Raw genomic sequence first — 22251 nt, forward strand, 5'->3', positions numbered from 1 at the left:
AGAACCGGAAAATTGTGTCTATCGAGAACATCGCCGTGCGCCCCGGAGGTCACGCCCACGCCCCGGCAAGCAGCATGGGTTGCGCCGACGCGTCGGCCGGCGCGGGGTGCGGCGTGTCCGCGATCGTGTCGGCCGCGAACGACGCGCACCGCGCATGGAGGCGCCCGGCCTCGCCCGACTCCGCCAGCTTCTCGAGCGCGTATGCGCGCACGACCTCGAGCAGCGAGTAACGCTTCGACAGCCCGACGGAATGGACGACCAGAAGCGATTTCGATGCCAGGCCGACGAGCGCGTCGAGCACCTCCTCCGCACCCAGTTCGTCGCAGGCGGCGAGCGCGCAGGCCGCGTCGAGCCGGAACGCATCCGGAAACACCGCGAGACGGCACAGCACCGTGCGCTCCATGTCGTCGAGCAACCGATAACTCCACTCGATGGTGGCCCTGAGGGTCTGCTGCCGCGGGTGGGCCGTGCGCAGGCCGCCGGACAGCGACAGCACGGACTTGTCGAGATCCGCCGCCAGCCCCTGGATGCCGAGCGACGCGACACGGGCCGCCCCGAGCTCGAGCGCGAGCGGCAGGCCGCTCAGGCGGCGGCAGATGGTCGCGATCGCGTCGAGGGTCTTCGCATCGCACGGAAGGTCCGTCCCCATCGCACGCGCGCGCGCCAGGAACATCCGGACCGCGCCGCTCGCGACGATATCGCCGGCGTTCGCGCCGGCCGGCGGCACCGACAGCGGACCGACGCGATAGACCCGCTCGCCCGCGACACGCAACGGCTCCCGGCTCGTCACGACGAGTATCGCGCCAGGATTCGCGTCCGCGATCGCTTCGCTCAGATCCGCCAGATCGTCGACGTACGGCTCGGCGTTGTCGAACACCAGCACGACGCGCTGCTCGCCGATCGCCCGCACGACATCGGCGGGCCCCGCGGTCGCGCCGCCCGGCAGGTCGAGCGCGCCCAGCACCGCGGATGCCGGCGTCGCGCCGGCCTGCAGGCCGGCCAGATCGACCCGGGCCATCTCGATCCCGCGCGCCGCCGACCAGGCTGTCGCGACCTCCAGCGCCAGATGCGTCTTGCCGACGCCGCCGGGGCCGACCAGCGTGACGAGCGCCTCGCGCTCGAGCAGCTCGTGCAGCTCGGCCGCTTCCGTCTCACGACCAATCATCGGACATTTGCGCGGCGCGGCGCTCGTGCGGGCCGCGCCCGCCGATTCGAACGCGATCGGCCGACGATCGTCATGCGTCCGGTCGGCCGGCGGCGCGAGCCGGTAGCCGCGACCCGATTCGGTCCGGATCCACCCGTGCTTGCCGCCGAACAGCTTGCGCAGCGTCGAGATGTGGACCTGGATGTTGTTCTCGACCACGATCGTGTGCGGCCACACGGTCTGCATGATCTCGTCCTTCGACACGAGCCGGCCCGCCGCCTTCACCAGCAGCTCGAGGATCTCGAATGCCCGGGCGCCGATATACCGGGGCTGCCCGTCGACGCAGACCTCGCGGCATTCAAGGGAAACCGTCACCTGCCCGAACGTGTACATGATCCGCACTCGCTTATGCTGCGTGGCACCTTGCGCCGTCTCGCGAGACGACGCGCTTCTGAGTTGCCCGTCCGGCCGTGCCAAGGCAGGCCGGAAGGCTCGACCGTATCGTAGGTCGCAACCGGCGCCGCGAACATTATCCATAGGTTTAGTCCGGCATGGGCCGGTCGCCGGGGCGCAGGGGGCCTGCAAAATCCGCCGGGCTGTCGGACAATGCACGGGTCGCCGCCCGGACGTGCGCGACCGAGCCCGGCCGATCCCGCATCGCGAGCCGTTTCCGACCTGCTCCACCCAGCCTGCCCCAACCGTGAATCAGCCCTTGCGTGACCCGGACGACTTGAATCGAATGGATGCCGACTGGCTCGCGCGCGCCCGCCTGTCGAACGTGGTGCGCTCGGGCGACGTCCTGACGTTCGACCTGACCGACGCCGCAACGGGGGATGTGTGGTCGGCATGCCAGACCGGCTGGGTATCCGATCAGCGCTGCCGGCAGTTCGAGCAGGAATACGCATTGGCCGGGCTCCTGGACCCGGCGCGGGCGCTCACGCCGACGGCGCTGATCCGCGCGGCCGACGGCCCGGTGCTCGTCTATCCGCGCCTGGACGTGCGTGCGTTCGACACGCTGACGGACGGGCGGCTGCCGCTCGACGTCTTCCTCGAAACCGCGATCGGCGCCGCACGCGCGCTCGGCGAACTGCATCGACACGGCTGGCTGCACGGCGATCTCCAGCCGGCCAGTTTCGTCGTCGCACCGGACGGCACGGTCATGCTCCGCGCGTTCGCCCATGCCCGGGAGCGCGGCACGAAAAAAGCGGCGGCGGGCACGATGCGCACGGATTTCGCCGCATACGCGGCGCCGGAAATCTCGGAAGGCGCATCCGTCGACGAGCGCGCCGACCTGTACGCGTTCGGCATCACGCTGTTCCGCCTGCTGACCCGCGCGATGCCTTACAAGGCCGCGTCGACGTCCGATTGGGTCCACGCGCACGTCGCGATACAGCCGTCGCCGCCCGCGGCGTTTCGCGGCGACGTGCCCGGCATCCTGAACGATCTGATCCTGAAGCTGATCGCCAAGGAGCCCGCCGATCGCTACCCGTCCTGTGAAACGGTGCAGCACGATCTCGAGCGGATCCTGCACGACTGGCGGGCAGCGGGCCGCGTCGAGCCCTTCGCGCTCGGCGGCCGCGATCCGTTCGCGGGTCTGCACGCGCCCGACCTGCCGGTCGGCCGCGACGCTGAAATTCACCTGCTCGAGGGGAGTCTGGACGCCGTCATGCGCACCGGCGAGACGGCCGTCGTCCTGATCGACGGGCCGGCCGGCGTCGGCAAGACCGCGCTCGCCGAACACTTCATCCGCCATGCGCGCGCGGCATCCGGCACGGCTTGGTGCACGTCGGCCAAGATCGATCAGTTCCAGCCCGCGCGGCCGTATGCGCCCGTGCTGCAGGCGTTGCGCGCGCTGTTCGGCAGCGCGCTGGCCAGGCGCGACGACGAAATCGCGGTGATCGCCGCGCGGCTGCGCGACTGCGTGGGCCGTCAGGCCAGCGTCCTTTCCGCGATCTTTCCGGAAACCGCGTGGCTCCTCGATGTCGAGCCCGTCGCGTTCGACCACACCGATGCAATTCCGGCATTTCATCTGTGCCAGATCGTCGTGAATGCATTCCGCGCGTTCGCGGCGCCGGCCGAACCGCTCGTCATGACGCTGGACGACATCCAGTGGGCCGATGACGCGACGCTCGCGTTTCTCGCATCGATCGTGCTCGATCCGCCGGCGCATTTCTGCATCGTCGCCGGTTACCGGAGCGGGCCGTCGCACGACTACCCGCCGGCGTTCCGTCGCTTCCTCCAGCAGATCGATCGCGGCCGGCTGTCGTCGTTGACGCTCGCGCCGCTCGGCGCGCCCGACGTCACGCGCATGCTGTCCGGCATGCTCGGGGAAGCGCCGGACCGTTTGGCCGGGCTCGGCGACATCGTGCATCGCAGGACGGGCGGCAATCCCTTCCACATCCAGCAGCTGCTGCGCACGCTGATCGACGAGCAACTGCTCGGCTACGATCCGGTGCGGCAAACGTGGCAATGGAACGCAGGCGAAATCGACGCGCACCACCAGACCGAGAATGTCGTGAGCCTGCTCGCGATCCGGATGCAGCGCTTGCCGCATGAATCGAGAACGCTGCTGGCGCTGATGGCCTGTATCGGCATCGACACCGACGAAGCGCTGTTGCGCGCCGCCGCCGGCAAAACGCTGGCCGAACTGCGCTTCTGGCTGGACCCGGCGCGCCAGATGGGCCTCGTGTCGCTCTCCGGCGACCGCTGGCGCTTCACGCACGACCGCATCCTCGAGGCCGTCTACGCGCTCACGGAGAGCCCGGTGCGCGCGCTGCGCCACGCACGGATCGCCGCCGCGATGCTGGCACGCGCGAACGCGCCGTCGCCCGAATCCTTGCTGGCGCTCGCTGCCCAGATCGAACTGGCGAAAGACGTGCCGCTCGACGACGCGCTCGCGCTCGCGTTCGCGGGCGCGCTGACCGACGCCGCGGCGGCCGCCGCCACGGCCGCCGCGCGCGATCGCGCGTTGTCGTTTCTGGCGCTGGCGCAATCGTTGCTCGGCCCGCATGCGTGGTCGCGACACTACGGTCTCGCAAGCCGGATCGGCATACTGCGCGGCGGCCTGCTGCTCGCGATCGGCGAAACCGCGCAGGCGTCCGACGCGATCGACATGCTCATGGCGCGGACGCGCACGCCCGCCGACCGGGCCGAGGCGCATCGGCTGAAGGCCGCGCAGCTCACGGTCGAGTCGCATTACCGGCAAGCCATCGACGTCGCGCTGGCCGGGCTGGCGCTCCTCGGCGTCGAGCTGCCCGCCGAGCCGGCCGAGGCCGATCTCGCGGCGGCCTGCGAGGCCGTGCACACGGCGCTCGACGGCCGCGCCATCGCCGATCTGATCGACCTGCCCGTGATGACCGACACGCGCGTCGAAGCCGCGATGGCGCTGCTGACCGCGCTCGAAGCCGCGATGTTCTATCCGAGCGGCGGGCTGATGCTGCTGCATTTCGCGACGATGGTGCGGCTGACGCTGCACCACGGTGTCACCGCCGCGTCGGTGCAGGGGCTCGCGTGGTATGGCGTCAGCATCGCCGAGCATCACGACGCGTATGAAGACGGCTTCGAATTCGCCAAGGTCGCGCTCGCGCTGGTCGATCGCCACGGCTTCGAGCGCTATCGCTCCGCCACGCTGATCGCGCTCGACCAGGTGAGCGTCTGGACGCAGCCGCTGTCCTACGCACTCGAACGCGCACGCGATGCGAAAGCGGCGGGCAATGCAAGCGCCGAGCTGCGCTGGATGTGCTACAGCTGCAACCACATCGTCAGCGATCTGCTGTCGATGGGTGAAGCGCTGCCCACGATCCGCGACGAAATCGACCCGCTACTGGAAATCGCGCGCGGCACGCACTACGACGACATCGTCGACCTCGTCTCCACCCAATCGGAATTCATCGACGCGCTGCAGTTCGGCCAGGACCGGCGGATCGGCACGTGGCGGGCCCGCGCGTCGACCCGGACCCCGATGTCGGTCCTCGCGTTCTGGACCGACGTGCTCGTCGGTCAGGCGGCGTTCATCTTCGGCGATGCGGCGACGGCACGCGCATCGCTCGATGCGGCCGCATCGAGTGCGTGGTCGACGCCCGCGCACATCATGCTTGCCGATTTCCACCTGTTCAGCGTGCTGGCCGGCATCGCGGCCGACGACGGCGCAACGCCGCCCGATCGCCTGATCGAGCGCTTCGCGCCGCAGCGTGCCAGGTTCGCGGCGTGGAGCGAGCGAAATCCGGGTACGTTTCTCAACAAGCTTGCGCTGATCGACGCCGAATTCGCGCGCGTGCGCGGCGAGCAAGTCATCGCAATGCAGCAGTACGAAACATCGGCCGGCCTCGCGGCGGAACGCGGTTTCGTGCACGAACAGGCGCTCGCGCACGAACGGGCCGCGGAGCATGCCGCGTCGCTCGGGCTCGCCGGCCACGCCCGCCATCAGTTGCGGCTCGCCCATGCGTGCTACCGGCGCTGGGGCGCGACCGGCAAGACCCTGGCGATGGAAGCGCAGCATCCGTTCCTCGTGATGGATCCGTCGCCGGGCGGCCCGGCCGCGCCCGCGTGCGAGGATCTCGATTTCGCGCTCGCGATGCGCGTGGCCCACTCGCTGTCCGAGGAAATCGTGCTGGAGCGCCTGATCCAGACGCTGATGCGCAACATGCTCGTGTACGCCGGCGCACGTCATGGCCTGCTGCTGCTCGCGCGGCGCGACCGGCTGACCATCGAGGCGGTGGCGCGCATCGCGGGCAGCGACGTGATCGTCGACATCGCCCGCGGCGAACCGACCGAACAGGACGTGCCGCTGTCGATCCTGAACACCGTCGCGCGGACCCGCAAACCGATCGTGCTCGCGAATGCGCAGCGCGACGGCGTTCCCGACCACGTCGACAGCCTGCGCGCGCACCCGACGCGCTCGTTGTTCTGCCTGCCGTTATTGAAACAGGGCGCGCTGATCGGCGTGCTGTATCTCGAGAATGCACTGAGCAACGGCGTGTTCTCGCCGCGGCGCATCGCGATGCTGGAAGTGCTCGCGCCGCAGGCCGCCAACGCGCTCGAATCCGCGCGGCTCTACGCGGAACTGATCGACGAGAACGCCCGCCGGGTCGAGACCGAGGCCGAGCTGCGGCACGCGCGCACCGAACTCGCGCGCACCGCGCACATGACGGTGATGGGCGAACTGGCCGCATCGATCGCGCACGAGATCAATCAGCCGCTGACGAGCATCGTGTCGAGCGTCGGCGCGTGCCTGCGCTGGTTGCGCGGCCCGCAACCCGACCTCGGCGAGGCGCTCGCGAGTCTCGAGGACATCCGTGCGTCCGGCGTGCGTGCGGCCGACATCGTCCGCGCGTTGCGATCGCTCGCGCGCCAGGCGCCGCCCGCGCTTGCGCCCGTCGCGATCGACGACCTGATTCGCGACATGCTGCGTCTCACCGAGACGGAAATCGACGCGAAGCATGTGGTGCTGCGCGTCGACCTGCACTGCGACGGCGTGCACGCGATGGCCGACCGCACCCAGATCCAGCAGGTGATCCTGAACCTCGTCACCAATGCACTCGACGCGATGGACGGACTCATCGCGCCGCGCGAACTCGAAATCACATCGCAGGTCGGCGACGGCCACGCGGTCGTCCGCATCGCCGATCGCGGCGCCGGCATCGACGCGGACATCGCGAACCAGATCTTCGACCCGTTCTTCACGACGAAATCGCGCGGCATGGGGATGGGCCTCGCGATCTGCCGCTCGATCATCGAAGCGCATGGCGGCACGCTCGAGGCCGCGCCACGCGACGGGCACGGCACCGTCATGACGTTCCGGCTGCCGGTGTCGACGCCTGGCTGATATCGGCGGCAGATACACCGGCACCGCGCGGTTCAGGTTCCGCCCTGGCGGTGTGCGTCCTCGCTCAGGAATCGATGGACGAAGGTCACGGCCATCGCCCCCTCGCCGACCGCCGACGCCACCCGCTTGACCGAACCCGACCGGACGTCGCCCGCCGCGAACGAACCCGGCACGCTCGTTTCCAGAAAGTACGGCCGGCGCTCGAGCGGCCACACGCGCTCGAATGCCGGACAGTCGTAAAGATCGCTGCCGGTGACCAGATAACCGCCCTCGTTGCGGATGATGTTCGTATCCCGTGCCCATTCGGTGTTCGGCGCACCGCCGATGCAGACGAACAGGCGCGTGGCCGGCAGCACTTCACGCGCGCCGTCTTCCGTGCGCAGCACGATCGCCTCGAGCCGATCGTCGCCCTGCAGCGCGTCGACGGTCGCGCCATAGCGGATGGTCACGTTCGGCATGCGCTCGATCCGGTCGATCAGATAGCGCGACAGCGTCGCCGCGAGCGACGCACCGCGGACGATCATCGTGACTTCGCGTGCGTGCCGTGCGAAGTTCATCACGGCCTGGCCGGCCGAATTTCCGCCGCCGACGATGAACACGTGCTTGCCCTCGCACATCGACGCTTCGCTCGATCCCGCGCCGTAGAACAGGCCTGCGTTGAGAAACCGCTGTTCGTCCGGCAAACCGAGGCTGCGGTATTCGATGCCGGTCGCACAGATATTCGCGCGCGCGGTCAGAATCGAGCCGTCGGCCAGGTCGACGCGAATCTTGCCGTCGACGAACGTCGCATGCACGCCCTCGCGCATCATCAGCAGCTCGACGCCGAACTTGACCGCCTGCTGGCGCGCGCGCTCGGTCAGTTCGGCGCCCGGTATGCCGTCCGGGAAGCCCATGTAGTTCTCGATCAGCGAACTGGTCCCCGCCTGTCCGCCGACCGCATCGCGCTCGATCACGACGGCCCGCAGCCCTTCCGACGCCGCATAGACAGCGGCCGACAAGCCCGCCGGGCCGGCGCCGTAGATCGACACGTCGTACTCGACGAAGCGCGGCCGGGCGACCCAGCCGAGCTTGGCGGCGATCTCCGGCAGCGTCGGCTGGTAGAGGCACGTGCCGTCCGGAAATACGACGGCCGGCAGCCGGATGTCGCGCAGCGGCGCGATGCCCAGCTCGCGCATGCAGTCGGTGTCGGACGTCAGTTCGCACCACGCGTATTCGACCACGCCGCGCTTCAGGAAGTCGCGAATTGCGTAGGCCTCCTTGCTGTTCGGCAAACCGATGACCTTGACCTGCTGAGACTGCGTCATGAGACCCTCCCGGTGACCGCGTTGCCGCATTCCTGTCGGCGGCCGCACTTGCGACTGTACGTCGTCATCGCCTTCACGCCGCCGCGCTTCATAAGAATTAAGGTCCGCTCGCACCGCGACCGTCCACAATGAAGTCTGTCCACCTCCGCTTGCAGCTTCGTGCCGGCCGCGCTGCGAGCGCTCTGCGGCGCCGGCATCGGAGCGAAAGATGGCCACGACCTGCACTCACCTCGACGAAGCACGCGTGCTGAACACCGACAAGGACTACTGCGAGGAGTGCGTGAAGTCCGGCAGCCGGTGGGTGCATCTGCGCCTGCGCCTGTGCTTGAGCTGCGGGCAGGTCGGTTGTTGCGACTCGTCGCCGAATCGCCATGCGAGCCGGCATTTCCACGAAACCGGCCATCCGCTCGCCCGTTCGATCGAGCCGGGCGAGCGCTGGGTGTGGTGCTACGCGGACGACGTCATGGCCGGCGAGATCGCGTCGTAGCGCATCGCGCGCCGGCATCCGGCACCTTTTCCGACCACGGGTAAACACCGCTCGATCGCGGCTTTGTCCTGCCGATCTTTTCCACTAGAATTTATCGAACGATAACTTATCGCCCGATAAACACGGAGTGTCCCATGCCTGTATCCAGACTCGCGCACTACTCGATCCGCACGCTCGATCTCGAAAAATCGTGCCGGTTCTATGAACGCGTGCTCGGCTTCAAACGCGGCTATCGCCCGCCGTTCGACTTTCCGGGCGCGTGGCTCTACAAGGGCGGCGACGAAGCCGACTACGGAATCGTTCACATCATCGGCGTCGATCCGGCCAACCCGGACGGGCTCACGGCCTATCTCGGCGACAAGGCGCTGCCGGCCACCGGCACGGGCACCGTCGATCACATCGCGTTCCTCGCGACCGGCGTCGAAGCGACGTGGCATACGCTGCGCGCCGAGAACATCCCGTGGCGCGACCGCACGGTGCCGAGCCTCGGGCTGCACCAGGTCTTCATCGAGGATCCGTCCGGCGTGACGATCGAACTCAACTTCCCTGCCGCCGAGGTCGAGGGCCTGGCGCTTCCCGACGCGGCCGCAGCGGCCCGCGCATCCATCGGAGACTGACATGAACGACGTCACTTCAACCCACCGCAAGGCCGTCATCGTCGGCGGCTCGCTGGGCGGCCTGTTCGCCGCGAACCTCCTGCTGCGCAACGGCTGGGACGTGGACGTGTACGAGCGGGTGCCCGAGGCGCTGTCGGGCCGCGGCGCCGGCATCGTCACGCATCCGGAACTGTTCGACGTGATGCGCGCCGCGGGCGTGCGCATCGACGAATCGATCGGCGTCAAGGTCGAGTCGCGCATCACGCTGTCGCAGGACGGCGCCGTGGCGTCGGCGCGCCGGCTGCCGCAGACGCTCACCGCGTGGAGCAAGATGTATCACGTGCTGCGCGCGGCGCTGCCCGATCAGCACTACCACCCGGGCGCCGTCGTGACCGACGTCTCGGACGGCCCGGCGCACGCGTCCGTCACGCTGTCCGACGGCTCGGTCGTGCGCGCCGACCTCGTCGTTGCGGCCGACGGATTCCGCTCCGCGATTCGCGAACGGCTCGTGCCGGACGCACGGCTTCAATACGCGGGCTACGTCGCGTGGCGCGGGCTGGTCGACGAAGCCGCGCTGTCGGACGCGACCCACGCGACCCTGTTCGACAAGTTCGCATTCGGCCTGCCGCCGCACGAACAGATCCTCGGCTATCCGGTCGCCGGCCAGGGCAACAGCACGCTGCCCGGCGAGCGCCGCTACAACTTCGTCTGGTATCGCGCGACGAGCGAGGACACCGACCTCCCGAACCTGCTGACCGACGAGACCGGCAAGCTGTGGGCGGGCGGCATTCCGCCGACGCTGATCCGGCGCGACGTCCTCGCCGATCTCGAGGACGCGGCCCACGCGCTGCTCGCGCCGCAGTTCGCGGAAGTCGTGTCGCGCGCGACGCAGCCGCTGTTCCAGCCGATCTACGACCTCGAAGTGCCACGCATGGCGTTCGGCCGGATCGCGCTGCTCGGCGATGCCGCGTTCGTCGCGCGGCCGCATTGCGGAATGGGCGTCACGAAGGCCGCCGGCGATGCGCTCGCGCTCGTCGCGTCACTCGCCACGCGCGCCGACACGCTCGACGCGTTGAGCGAATACAGCGAAACGCGCACGGCATTCGGCGTCGCGATCGTGCAGCACGCGCGCCATCTCGGCGCCTACATGCAGGCGCAACTGAAAAACGACACCGAGCGCGAAATGGCCGAGCGCTATCGAACGCCGGAAGTCGTGATGCGGGAAACCGCCGTGCCGCCGCACGTCTGAGCCCGGCAACGGCGGACGCCGCGCACAACACGCGCGACGCCCGCACCGCCGCCACGACATTCGACCCATCGAGGAGACACCGTGAACCACACGCTTCCGGCCGCCGCCGGCATCGCGCCCGATCCGGACTCGCCGGCGCAGGCCCCGCATCCGCTGCTGCGCGATGCCCGTTTTCGCACGCTCGTCAGGCGCAGAAGGCTGCTCGCCTGGTCGCTGACGCTCGTCATGCTCGCCCTCTATTTCGCGTTCATCCTGACGTTGGCGTTTTCGCCGACGCTGCTCGGCCGGCCGATCGTGCCGGGCCGGCCGACGCCGTGGGGCATCCCGGTCGGCTTCGGCATGTTCGTCGTCACGTTCGCGCTGGTCGCGCTGTACGTGTTCCAGGCCAACTCGGTCCACGACGCGCTCGTCGCGTCCATTCGCGACGGAGACGCACAATGAAACGCCTGCTCCTCGCATCGATCGCCTGCATCGGCACGGCGCCGGCGTTCGCGGCCGGCCCCGCGGCGCTCGCGCACGGGCACAATCCGGTCGCGATCGGCATGTTCCTGCTGTTCGTCGCGTCGACGCTCGTCATCACGCGCTGGGCCGCGCGCCAGAACCACAGCGTGGCCGACCACTACGCGGCAGGCGGCCGGATCACCGCGCTGCAGAACGGCTGGGCGATCGCCGGCGACTACATGTCGGCGGCGTCGCTGCTCGGCATCTCCGCGCTGGTGTTCACGAGCGGCTACGACGGCCTGATCTATTCGGTCGGCTTTCTCGCGAGCTGGCCGATCATCCTGTTCCTGATCGCCGAGCCGCTGCGCAATCTCGGCAAGTACACGCTCGCCGACGTCGTGTCCTATCGCCTGCGGCAACGGCCGATCCGCGCCTTCGCGGCGTCGAGCTCGATCGTCATCGTGCTGCTGTATCTGGTGTCGCAGATGGTCGGCGCGGGCAAGCTGGTCGAGCTGCTGTTCGGTCTCGACTACACGGTCGCGGTGCTGGTCGTCGGCGTGCTGATGGTCGTCTACGTCTTCTTCGGCGGGATGCTCGCGACCACCTGGATCCAGATCGTCAAGGCCGTGCTGCTGCTCGCCGGCGCGGCGTTCATGGCGTTCATGGTGCTCGGCCGTTTCGGCTTCAGTCTCGACGCGCTGTTCGCGCAGGCCGTGAGCGTGCATCCGAAGCATGCGGCGATCCTGCGTCCGGGCGGCCTGGTCTCCGATCCGGTCTCGGCCGTGTCGCTCGGCCTCGCGCTGATCTTCGGCACGGCGGGCCTGCCGCACATCCTGATGCGCTTCTTCACGGTCGGCGACGTCAAGGCGGCCCGCAAGAGCATCCTGCATGCGACCGGCATCGTCGGCGTCGGCTACATGCTGATCGTCATCATCGGCTTCGGCACCATCGCGCTGGTCGCGCCGGACCGGCAGTACCACGATGCGTCCGGCGCCGTGACGGGCGGCGCCAACATGGTGGCGATCCACCTCGCGCATGCGGTCGGCGGCAACGTGTTCCTCGGCTTCATCTGCGCAGTCGCGTTCTCGACCATCCTGGCCGTGGTCGCCGGACTCACGCTCGCGGGTTCATCGGCGATCTCGCACGACCTCTACGCGAACGTGCTGCGCCGCGGGCGCGCGTCCGACCGCGAGGAAATGCGCGTGGCGCGTGCGACGACCGTGGTGCTCGGCGTGCTCGCGATCCTGCTCGGCATCGCGTTCGAGAAGCAGAACATCGCGTTCATCGTCAGCCTCACGTTCTCGATCGCGGCGAGCTCGAACTTCCCGGTGCTGCTGCTCTCGATCTACTGGCGCGGGCTGACGACGCGCGGCGCGGTACTGGGCGGCCTGCTCGGGCTCGCCACCGCCGTCACGCTCACGGTGCTGAGCCCGACCGTGTGGGTGACGGTGCTCGGTCATGCGCATGCGGTCTATCCGTACGAATACCCGGCACTGTTCTCGATGGCGGCGGCGTTCGCCGGCGTCGTCCTGTTCTCCGTCACCGATCGCTCGGCCCGTGCGCGGCACGAGCGCGCGCAGTTCGACACCCAGCTCGTCGCGTGCGAAACGGGCATCACAACGGGCATCACGCAACGCGGCGGAGCCGCACGATTCGAGGAGTCGATATCCGCATGAGACACGCCACGTTGACCTGCACCTGCTGCCCGTCGCCGGTCCGGCGACGCCTGCTCGGCACGTTTGCCGCGCTCGCCGGCACGGCCGTGGCCGGCCGCCCGGCATCGGCCGCCGAAACCGCGAACGCCCCGGCCGCATCGACCGCCCCGTCGCTGCCGAGGCCGCGCGCGATCGACATTCACGCGCACTACTACCCCGAAAGCTTTTGCGATCTGGTCGGCGGCGAGGGCAAGCGCTTCGGCGGGTCGTTCACGTGCGACGACGCATCGTTCACGTTCCGCACGCCCGCCGGCGGCCTCGGGCCGCTGCCGATGAAGTTCATCGACGTCGACGCGCGGCTCAGGGACATGGATGCGTCCGGCGTCGCCGTTCAGGCGCTGTCGCTCAGCGTGCCGATGGCGTATTGGGGCGACCGGCCGTTCAATGCGAAGCTCGCGCGCGACTGGAATTCGGCCGCGTCGCGCGTCTATCAGCGGCATCCGGCGCGATTCGTCGTGCTCGCGACGCTGCCGATGCTGAACGCGACCGACGCGATCGACGAACTCGAACGCGCCGCGCAGTTGCCGGGCGTGCGCGGCGTGTACATGGGCACCAACATCGACAACCGCGATCTCGACGATCCGTTGTTCGCGCCGGTCTTCGCGCGCATCGCGCAACTGAACCTGCCCGTGTTCCTGCATCCGCAGCAAACGGTCGGCGGCGCGCGGCTCGGCGATTTCTACCTGAGCAACCTGCTCGGCAATCCGTTCGATACGGCGATCGCGGCTGCGCATCTGATCCTCGGCGGCGTGCTCGATCGTCATCCGGACCTGCACTTCACGTTGCCGCATGCGGGCGGTGCGTTGCCGATCGTCGCGGGACGCCTCGACGCGGGCTGGACCGTGCGCCCCGAAACGCGCCGGCTCGCGCAAAAGCCGAGCAGCTATCTGCGGCGCTTCAGCTACGACACGGTGTCCCATTCCGGGCCGGTGCTGGACTTCCTGATCGCGAACGTCGGCGTCGATCGGCTCGTGCTCGGCAGCGACTACTGCTTCGACATGGGCTACGAACAACCGGTCCGCTTTCTCGATCGCGTCGACCTGACGGCGGAACAGCGTTCGATGATCCTCGGCGGCAATGCGGGCAGGCTGCTGCACATCTAGCGCGCGGGCCGGCCGGCGAAAACGCATGCGACCGGCCGCGCCTGCACGGTCGGCGCAGCCCGCCGACGCACATGGCATCATCCGGCGAGCCGTCGGCACCACGCGCGTCGGCACGCGGGCGGGCAAGCGGCCGACGGTGCCGTCTTTCGAACATGGAGTCACGCACGATGAAAATAATCATTGCCGGCGGGTCGATCGCCGGTCTCGCGGCCGCGCTGACGCTCGACTGCATCGGGCACGACGTAACGGTCTACGAGCGCTCGCCGTCGCCGCTACGCGGTCAGGGCGGCGGCGTGGCCGTGCTGCGCCGGATGATGGCGTTCCTCGAACAGCATGGCCGTCATTGCCGGCAGATGATCAGCGTGCCGACGCATCGGCGGCGCTGGATCGATCGCGACGGCAGCGTCACGCGGGACGAACCCGAAATGCTGCCGTTCTCGTCGTGGGACGCCGTGTACCGCTCGCTGTGCGAGACGCTGCCGCCCGGACGCATCCGTTACGGCCGCGCGGTCAGCGGCTTCGAGCAGGACGCCGACGGCGTCGACGTACACCTGGGCGACGAACGCATCCGCGCGGACGTGCTGATTGCGGCCGACGGAGCGGGTTCGACCCTGCGCACGCACCTGTTTCCCGGCTACGCGCCGTCGTTCGCGGGCTATCTCGCGTGGCGCGGCATCGTCGACGAAGCCGAGTTCGACGCCGCCGCGATTGCGCCATTGGTCGAGAACATGACGCTTCACAAGGCGCCGGGCGAGTTGTTCATGGCGTTCCTGATTCCCGCGCTCGACGGCTCGCTCGCGCCGGGCGCGCGCCGTTTCAACTGGCTGTGGTATCGCAACGAAGCCGACCGCACGGCGCTGCGCCGCCACCTGACCGATCGTGACGGCAACGTCCATCATGCATCCGTGCATCCGGGGATGCTTGCGGACGAGACCGTCGGCGCGCTGCGGCAACTGGCGGAAGAACGATTGCCGGCATCGTTGTCGCAACTGGTGCTCGCGACGCGCGCGCCGTTCAACCAGGCGATCGTCGACGCGCTGAGCCCCGGCTTCGTCGACGGCCGCGTGGCACTGATCGGCGATGCGGCCTGCACCGTGCGCCCGCATACGGCCTCCGGCACGTCGAAAGCGGCGAGCGATGCGGTGTCGCTCGCCGAGGCGCTGCCGGCCGACGCGGCCGACGTCGTCGAACGTCTCGCGCGATGGTCGGTGCGACGGCGCGAGGAAGTGACCGCGTTGCTCGAGAAGGGGCCGCAACTCGCGGCCGCGTTCGGCCTCGGCACACCGCTTTGACATGCTGGCCGGCGATGACGGAATCGATGTCGCCAACGCCGACACGATGGTCCGCCATGCGCCGAGGCGCACGACGGAACCGCACGCGGTGCCTGGCGCCTGCGTTCAGAACGTTTCAGCGCGGTTTCAGGTAACGGCGCCGCCCGCCGCGTAGACTGCCCCCATCATCCGCCGCACGGGCCACGGCCCGCGCGCAATCCCACCTTCTGGAACGACGACATGAACTCCGCCGCGAATCGCCATCGCCGGCCCGGCTCGTCATGGCCGAACCGGTCGGCCATGCGCCATCGCCATCCGTCGGCCCCGGCCGCAACCTCCGTTGCCGGCACGCGCCGGCCCGCCTGTCACGGCAAGCAGATCCGCGCCGCATCGCGCGTACCGCACGGCCGACGCCCTTTCCATTGCCTCGCCAACTGCACGACGCCGAATGAACCGGCTCGCCGGGAGCGCGCATGAAGCACAAACGTCTCTGGTTCGGCGCGGCAGGTGTCGCGGTCGTTGGCCTCGCGGTCGCGATCGGCATCATGTTCCGGCCGTCGATCGCGCCGATCGATCCGCCCGCGCGCGCGTCGTTCGATCCGCAGCTCATTCGCGCAGGCGCGCGCGTCGTCGCGCTCGGCGACTGCGTCGTCTGTCACACCGCGAAGGACGGCAAGCCGTTCGCCGGCGGCCTGCCGCTCGCGACGCCGTTCGGCACGATCTACGCGACCAACATCACGCCGGATGCCGACACGGGCATCGGCCGCTGGTCGCAGGCGGCATTCGCGCGCGCGCTGCGCAGCGGCATCGCCCGCGACGGCCATCCGCTGTACCCGGCCTTTCCGTATATCCATTTCACGCGAATGTCCGACCAGGACATCGCGGCCGCGTACGCGTATCTGATGACGCGCGAACCGGTCCAGACGAAGACGCCGGCGAACGACCTGATCTTCCCGCTCAACTTCCGGCCGCTGGTCGCGTTCTGGAACGTGCTGTTCCTGCGCGAGGGCGCGTACCAGCCCGACGCGTCGCAATCCGCGCAATGGAATCGCGGCAAGGCGCTCGTCGACGGCCTCGGGCACTGCGCGTCGTGCCATTCGCCGCTCAATGCGATCGGCGGCGAACAGGCCGGCAAGGCGTTCGACGGCGGCATCGTCGACGGCTGGGAAGCGCCGCCGCTCAATGCGCTCGGTCACGCGGTCCGGCCGTGGACGCAGGCGCAACTGGTCACGTACCTGCGCACCGGCCGCGCGAGCGAGCATGGCGCGGCCGCCGGACCGATGCTGCCGGTCACGCGCGATCTCGCGACGGTGCCGGTGGAGGACGTCGAGGCGATCGCCGCGTACATCCTGTCCATCCAGAAGCCGGCCGCCGCGCGTCCCGCGACGGCCGGCACGGCACCCGGCCCGACGACGCCCGCCGGACAGCGCGGCGCGGTGCTGTTCCAGGCGTCGTGCGCGCAGTGCCACGGGCCGGCGTCGCCGATGCAGTCGATCGGCGAGCGGCCGACGCTCGCGTTCAGCACGGCGATCGCCGCCGACACGCCGCGCAACGCGATCCAGATGATGTTCAACGGCATCGGCTGGCACGGCGAGGACACGCTGAACTACATGCCGTCCTATATCGACCAGTACGACGACGGGCAGATCGCGGATCTCGCCGCCTATCTCCGCGAAACATATTCCGATCGCGCCGCATGGACCGGCGTCGACACCCTCGCCGCGAAGCTCAGAAAGGAGGACCGCGCGCAATGATCGCCCTCACCGTGAATGGCGTGCGACACACGCTCGACATCGATCCCTCGACGCCGCTCCTGTACGCGCTGCGCAACGACCTGCACCTGCACGGCGCGAAGTTCGGCTGCGGCCTCGGGCAATGCGGCGCGTGCACCGTGATCGTCGACGACAAGCCGATGTTCTCGTGCCTGATCCCGGTCGCCGCGCTCGGCGAGCGTCGCGTCAGGACCCTGGAAAGCCTCGGCACCGCCGAGCATCCCGGCAAGCTGCAGCAGGCGTTCATCGATCATCAGGCGGCGCAATGCGGTTACTGCATCGCGGGCATGATCATGCGCGCGCAGGCGCTGCTCGAACGCAACCCGAAGCCGACCGAACGCGAGCTGCGCACCCACATGGAACCGAACCTGTGCCGTTGCGGCACCCACATGCGGATCCTGGCGGCCGTACGCCAGGTCGCGGGGATGCCGGAGCCGGAACCGTCCGCCGCGCCCGTCATGATCAACAAGGAAATCTGATGAACGCACCCGACGACATCGACGAAGGCCGCCGGCACTTCATGGTTTCCGGCGCGCTCTTCGTCGCGTTCACCCTCGCGCCCGCCGCGCGCGCGCTCGCCGAGGTCGTGATCGCGGACGAAGGCGCCGCCGTCCACGTCGCCAAGGCCACCGAAACGCTGGCCGGCAGCCTGAAGACCAACCCGCTGCTGGACGCGTGGATCAAGATCGCGCCCGACGGCAAGGTCACCGTGTTCACCGGCAAGGTCGAACTCGGCACCGGCGTGCGCACCGCCTTGCTGCAGGTGGCCGCCGAGGAGCTGAACATGAAGCCCTCGCTGATCACGTTCCTGACCGCCGACACCGGCGCGTCGCCCGACGAAGGCCTGACGGCCGGCAGCCACACGATGGCGGACAGCGGCTCCGCGCTGCTGAACGCCGCCGCGCAGGTGCGCGGCCTGCTGGTCGACGGCGCGGCGAAGCAGTTCGGCGTCGATCCGCGCACGCTGACCGTCGCCGACGCCGTCATCAAGGCGCCGGACGGCCGCACGATGCGCTACGCCGACGCGGTGCGCACCGTCGACCTGCACCGCAACGCGACGCCGACGTCGCCGCTGAAACCGCCGGCCACGTTCGCCGTGATCGGCACGTCGCTGCCGCGCGTGGACATTCCGAACAAGGTCACGGGCGGCGTCAGCTACGTGCAGGACATGACGCTGCCCGGCATGCTGCATGCGCGGGTCGTGATGCCGCCGGTGTACGACGCGAAACTGCTGTCGTTCGACGAAGCCGCGATCCTGAAGATGCCGGGCGTCGTGCGGATCGTGCGCAACGGCAGCATGCTCGCCGTCGTCGCCCAGGGCGAATGGCAGGCGGTGCTCGCGCAGCGCGCGCTGGCCGCCGGTTGTCGCTGGTCCGGCGGCCGGGCGCTGCCCGACCGCGAGACGGTCCACGCGGACCTGAAGCGGATCGCGACCCAACGCATCGAGATCGCCAACACGCATGCGCCGAGCGCGCCGGCGACGAAGACGCTCTCCGCCACGTTCCTGAAGAACTATCTGCTGCACGGCTCGATCGGGCCATCGTGTTCGGTCGCCCATCTCGAGAACGGCACGCTGACCGTGTGGACCCACTCGCAGGGCGTTTATCCGCTGCGCGACGCGCTCGCGGAAATGCTGTCGATGCCGAAGGCGAACGTGCGCTGCATCCACACCGAGGGCTCCGGCTGCTACGGGCACAACGGCGCGGACGACGCGGCCGCGCATGCGGCGCTGATCGCGGCCGCGATGCCCGGCAAGCCGATCCGCGTGCAGTGGATGCGCGAGCAGGAACATACGTGGGACCACTTCACGCCGGCGATGGTCACCGAGCTCAGCGCATCGCTCGATGCGGGCGGCCGCATCGTCGACTGGAACTACGCGCTGTGGAGCAGTTCGCACAACGAGCGCATCGTCAACGCCGGCCGGCTTCTGCCCGCCCGCATGCTCGAGCCGCCGTTCGTGTCCGCGCCGTCGACGCCGATGCTGCAGCCCGAGGGCGGCGGCGATCGCAATGCGATCCCGCTGTACGCGCTGCCGAACATGCACATCGTCAACAACTTCTCGCCGACGATGCCGCTGCAGACTTCCGCGATGCGCTCGCTCGGCGCGCACACGAACGTCTGGGCCATCGAAAGCTTCATGGACGAACTGGCGCACGCCGCCGGCGTCGATCCGGTCGAATTCCGCCTGCGCCACATGGAGGATCACCGCGCGCGCCAGGTGATCCAGCTCGCCGCGACCAGATTCGGCTGGCCGCGGCCGCCACGTGCACGCAATCGCGGCGTCGGCTTCGCGTTCGGCAAATACAAGAACCTGATGGGCTACGTCGCGATCGCGGTCGAGGTCACGGTCGTGCCGGAGACGGGCCACGTGACGCTCGACCGCGCGGAAGTCGCCGTCGACGCCGGCCAGATCGTGTCGCCCGACGGCATCCGCAACCAGATCGAGGGCGGCATCGTGCAGGCCGCGAGCTGGACGCTGTACGAGGCGTTGAAATACGATACGCAGCGCATTCGCAGTTTCGACTGGAGCAGCTATCCGATCCTGCGTTTCCCGGCCGCGCCGCAAAGCGTGAAGGTGCACCTGATCAATCGTCCCGGCGCGCCGTTTCTCGGCGCGGCCGAGGCGTCGATGGGGCCGACCGCCGGCGCGCTGGCCAACGCGATCTTCGACGCGACCGGGCAGCGCATGCGCGAAATGCCGTTCGCCGGCGATTCGCTCAGGAAACGCATCGACGCATAGCCGCGGATCACAACCGATCGCGCCGGCACGCACCGGCGCCGACAATCGACAGGCTGGAGATTTCTGAACGATGGATACCTTGCTTTCGATGCGCGTGTTCACGCGCATCGTCGAGACGGGCAGCTTCACGCGCGCGTCGGACACGACCGGACTCACGACGCCGCGCGTGTCCGCGCTGCTGAGCACGCTCGAACGGCATCTCGGCTGCCGGCTGCTGAACCGCACGACGCGCCGCATCTCGCTGACCGAGGACGGGCAGGCCTATTACGAACGCTGCGTCGGCGTGCTGCGCGAGATCGACGACATGGAAGCGGCCGTCTCGCAGGCGCGCAACGTGCCGCGCGGCCGCCTGAAGGTGAACCTGCCGCCGGCCATGGCGAAGCAGATCATGGTGCCCGCGCTGCCGGAGTTTCTCGCCGCCAATCCGGGCATCTCGGTCGAACTCGGCGTGACCGACCGGCAGATCGACCTGATCGGCGAAGGCGTCGATTGCGTCGTGCGCATCGGCGCGCTCGACGATTCGGGCATGGTCGCGAAACGGATCGGCAGCCTCACCACCTGCACCTGCGCGGCGCCCGCCTATCTCGAACGATGCGGCGCCCCCGAAACGGTGGACGACCTGGCGCAGCACGTCGCGGTCAGCCACATCTCGGCCGATACGGGCCGGCCGCGTCCGTGGGATTTCGTCGTCGACGGCGAACCGCGCATCGTGCAGATGTGCGGCACGGTCGCGGTGAACGACGCCGACACCTACATCGAATGCGGCCTCGCGGGGATCGGCCTGATCAAGACGTCGCTGTACCTGGTCGAGCCGTACCTGAAATCGGGGCGCCTGCGCGAGGTGCTGACCGATTTCAACCCGCCGCCCCGGCCGATCTCGATCCTGTATCCGCCCAACCGGCATACGCCGGTCAAGCTCAAGCTCTTCGTCGAATGGCTCGCGGGCCTGTTCGCGGAGATTCCGACGCTGCAGGGCAAGCGCGGCTGACAGCGCCCGCCTCGTCGCCCGCCGCATGAATCAAATGATTTAAAGCGGCGTTTCAGGACAATTCAGTCCGCGCGATCCAGACTGGTTTCATGGGCTTCGCGAGCCGCGATATCCGCGCCGGAGGCCCGCTTCACGCTCGCGCGGCGCCGTCCGCGCGTGATTCCACGCGCGATCCGCCCCCTTTGCGCGTCACGCAATGCTCGATTGCGCAGCGGGTGTATTCCCTTGTTATCGATCGATCAATAATCTTGACGGCAATGCGGCGGCTGTCGTTTCGCCGCATCGGCAATCGCACCGCCCGCCCGAAGAACGGGCTCCCGACATCTCTTTTCAAGGAGTCGATCATGTCAGCAGAATCCACCCCGCTCGCTGCCCACGGGCACGCGACCAAGCTCACGCAGGGCCTCATCCTGCTGTTCGCGTTCAGTTGCGGCGCGATCGTCGCGAACCTGTACTACGCGCAGCCGATCACCGAACTCATCGCGCCCAGCCTGCACATGTCCGGCGAAACCGCGAGCCTCATCGTGTCGCTGACGCAGATCGGCTACGCATTCGGCCTGTTCTTCATCGTGCCGCTCGGCGACCTGCTCGAGAACCGCAAGCTGATGATCACGACCGCCGTCGTGTCGATCGCGAGCCTCGCGGCCGCGGCGATGGTGCATACGCCCGGGCCGTTCCTCGCGATCTCGCTGCTGATCGGCTTCAGCTCGGTCGCCGTGCAGATCCTCGTGCCGCTCGCCGCGCACCTGGCGCCCGATCATTCGCGCGGCCGCGTGGTCGGCACGATCATGAGCGGGCTGCTGCTCGGCATCCTGCTCGCGCGTCCGCTGTCGAGCGTGGTGGCCGACGCGTTCGGCTGGCGCTTCGTGTTCGCGGCCGCCGCCGTGCTGATGACGCTCGTGACGGCCGTGCTCGCGCTGACGATCCCGTCGCGCCAACCCGATCATCGCGCGACCTATTTCGAACTGATCGGCTCGCTGCTGCATCTCGTGCGCACGATGCCGGTGCTGCGCCATCGCGCGTTCTACCAGGGCCTGATGTTCGCGTCGTTCAGCCTGTTCTGGACCGCCGTGCCGGTCGAGCTCACGCGTCACTACGGCCTGTCGCAATCGGCCATCGGCCTGTTCGCGCTGGTCGGCGCGATCGGCGCGACGTCGGCGCCCGTCGCCGGCCGCCTCGCGGATGCCGGCCACACGGTGCGGGCCACGCTGATCGCACTGGTCGCAGGCGCCTTGTCGTATGCGGTCGCGCTCGTCCATGGCGCCGGGCTGTACGGCCTCGTCGTCACCGGCATCGTGCTCGACTTCGCGGTGCAGATGAACATGGTGCTCGGCCAGCGCGAGATCTATGCGCTGCATGCGGCGAGCCGCAACCGCCTGAACGCGCTGTACATGACGAGCATCTTCGTCGGCGGCGCCATCGGCTCCGCGCTCGCCAGCCCGCTGTACGAGCATGGCGGCTGGCCGCTCGTCGCCGCCGTCGCCGGCGTGTTCCCGATCGTCGCGCTCGCCCACTACCTCGTGATCGGGCGACCGCACGCGGAACGCCACGCACAGGCCTGAACCGGCGCCGGCACCGGTTCGCGCGCGAATGGCGCTCGGGCCTCTCGCGCAACGG

The 22251-nt window shown here is 69.0% G+C and carries 16 protein-coding genes; 13 read left to right on the forward strand and 3 right to left on the reverse strand.

Annotated features, from left to right (window positions below):
* Positions 1 to 49 precede the first annotated feature (49 nt).
* A complete protein-coding gene (locus tag WS46_RS35170; protein ID WP_059690248.1) occupies positions 50 to 1537 on the reverse strand; it encodes a winged helix-turn-helix domain-containing protein in 1488 nt (495 codons plus the stop codon).
* A gap of 346 nt (positions 1538 to 1883) precedes the next feature.
* On the opposite strand from WS46_RS35170, the gene WS46_RS08975 reads away from it, so the two are divergent.
* Positions 1884 to 6968 carry an ATP-binding sensor histidine kinase gene (locus WS46_RS08975; RefSeq protein ID WP_059690249.1) on the forward strand — a complete coding sequence of 1695 codons (5085 nt, stop codon included), beginning with the start codon at positions 1884 to 1886 and terminating at the stop codon, positions 6966 to 6968.
* 32 nt (positions 6969 to 7000) lie between these two features.
* Here WS46_RS08975 and WS46_RS08980 read toward each other — a convergent pair whose 3' ends face one another.
* Positions 7001 to 8272: an NAD(P)/FAD-dependent oxidoreductase gene (locus WS46_RS08980; RefSeq protein ID WP_059690250.1), complete on the reverse strand. Its 1272-nt coding sequence runs from the start codon at positions 8270 to 8272 to the stop codon at positions 7001 to 7003.
* A 208-nt stretch (positions 8273 to 8480) separates the two neighbouring features.
* Between WS46_RS08980 and WS46_RS08985 the strand changes: the two genes are divergently transcribed.
* The 11 genes from WS46_RS08985 (at position 8481) to WS46_RS09035 (ending at position 20634) form a co-directional block, all read left to right on the forward strand.
* Positions 8481 to 8759, forward strand: coding sequence for a ubiquitin carboxyl-terminal hydrolase 14 (locus tag WS46_RS08985; RefSeq protein WP_059690251.1), 279 nt, complete (start codon positions 8481 to 8483; stop codon positions 8757 to 8759).
* A gap of 134 nt (positions 8760 to 8893) precedes the next feature.
* Positions 8894 to 9376, forward strand: coding sequence for a VOC family protein (locus WS46_RS08990; protein WP_059690252.1), 483 nt, complete (start codon positions 8894 to 8896; stop codon positions 9374 to 9376).
* 1 nt (position 9377) lies between these two features.
* Positions 9378 to 10604: an FAD binding domain-containing protein gene (locus WS46_RS08995; RefSeq protein ID WP_059690253.1), complete on the forward strand. Its 1227-nt coding sequence runs from the start codon at positions 9378 to 9380 to the stop codon at positions 10602 to 10604.
* An 81-nt stretch (positions 10605 to 10685) separates the two neighbouring features.
* Positions 10686 to 11045: a DUF485 domain-containing protein gene (locus WS46_RS09000; RefSeq protein WP_059690254.1), complete on the forward strand. Its 360-nt coding sequence runs from the start codon at positions 10686 to 10688 to the stop codon at positions 11043 to 11045.
* Entirely contained in the window at positions 11042 to 12721 is a 1680-nt protein-coding gene (gene actP / locus WS46_RS09005) for a cation/acetate symporter ActP (protein WP_059690255.1), read from the forward strand. Before WS46_RS09000 ends, actP begins: the two co-directional genes overlap by 4 nt.
* Positions 12718 to 13863, forward strand: a complete 1146-nt coding sequence (locus WS46_RS09010) for an amidohydrolase family protein (protein ID WP_082725290.1) — start codon at positions 12718 to 12720, stop codon at positions 13861 to 13863. Before actP ends, WS46_RS09010 begins: the two co-directional genes overlap by 4 nt.
* A 167-nt stretch (positions 13864 to 14030) precedes the next feature.
* Positions 14031 to 15155 (forward strand): FAD-dependent monooxygenase, encoded by a 1125-nt coding sequence (locus tag WS46_RS09015; protein ID WP_059690292.1) that lies wholly within the window; start codon positions 14031 to 14033, stop codon positions 15153 to 15155.
* 452 nt (positions 15156 to 15607) lie between these two features.
* Positions 15608 to 16888 carry a c-type cytochrome gene (locus WS46_RS09020; RefSeq protein ID WP_059690257.1) on the forward strand — a complete coding sequence of 427 codons (1281 nt, stop codon included), beginning with the start codon at positions 15608 to 15610 and terminating at the stop codon, positions 16886 to 16888.
* Positions 16885 to 17385 carry a (2Fe-2S)-binding protein gene (locus WS46_RS09025; RefSeq protein WP_059690258.1) on the forward strand — a complete coding sequence of 167 codons (501 nt, stop codon included), beginning with the start codon at positions 16885 to 16887 and terminating at the stop codon, positions 17383 to 17385. The genes WS46_RS09020 and WS46_RS09025 overlap by 4 nt, the downstream gene beginning before the upstream one ends.
* Positions 17385 to 19646, forward strand: coding sequence for a molybdopterin cofactor-binding domain-containing protein (locus WS46_RS09030; protein ID WP_059690259.1), 2262 nt, complete (start codon positions 17385 to 17387; stop codon positions 19644 to 19646). Before WS46_RS09025 ends, WS46_RS09030 begins: the two co-directional genes overlap by 1 nt.
* 70 nt (positions 19647 to 19716) lie before the next feature.
* Entirely contained in the window at positions 19717 to 20634 is a 918-nt protein-coding gene (locus WS46_RS09035; protein WP_059690260.1) for a LysR family transcriptional regulator, read from the forward strand.
* 130 nt (positions 20635 to 20764) lie between these two features.
* On the opposite strand, the gene WS46_RS35175 is transcribed toward WS46_RS09035, so the two are convergent.
* Entirely contained in the window at positions 20765 to 20980 is a 216-nt protein-coding gene (locus WS46_RS35175; protein WP_156443107.1) for a hypothetical protein, read from the reverse strand.
* Between WS46_RS35175 and WS46_RS09040 the strand changes: the two genes are divergently transcribed.
* A complete protein-coding gene (locus WS46_RS09040) occupies positions 20979 to 22196 on the forward strand; it encodes an MFS transporter (protein ID WP_059534411.1) in 1218 nt (405 codons plus the stop codon). The two genes, WS46_RS35175 and WS46_RS09040, sit on opposite strands and share 2 nt — an antisense overlap.
* Positions 22197 to 22251 lie beyond the last annotated feature (55 nt).

Source organism: Burkholderia sp. RF4-BP95 (assembly GCF_001521985.1).
Lineage (GTDB): Bacteria > Pseudomonadota > Gammaproteobacteria > Burkholderiales > Burkholderiaceae > Burkholderia > Burkholderia diffusa.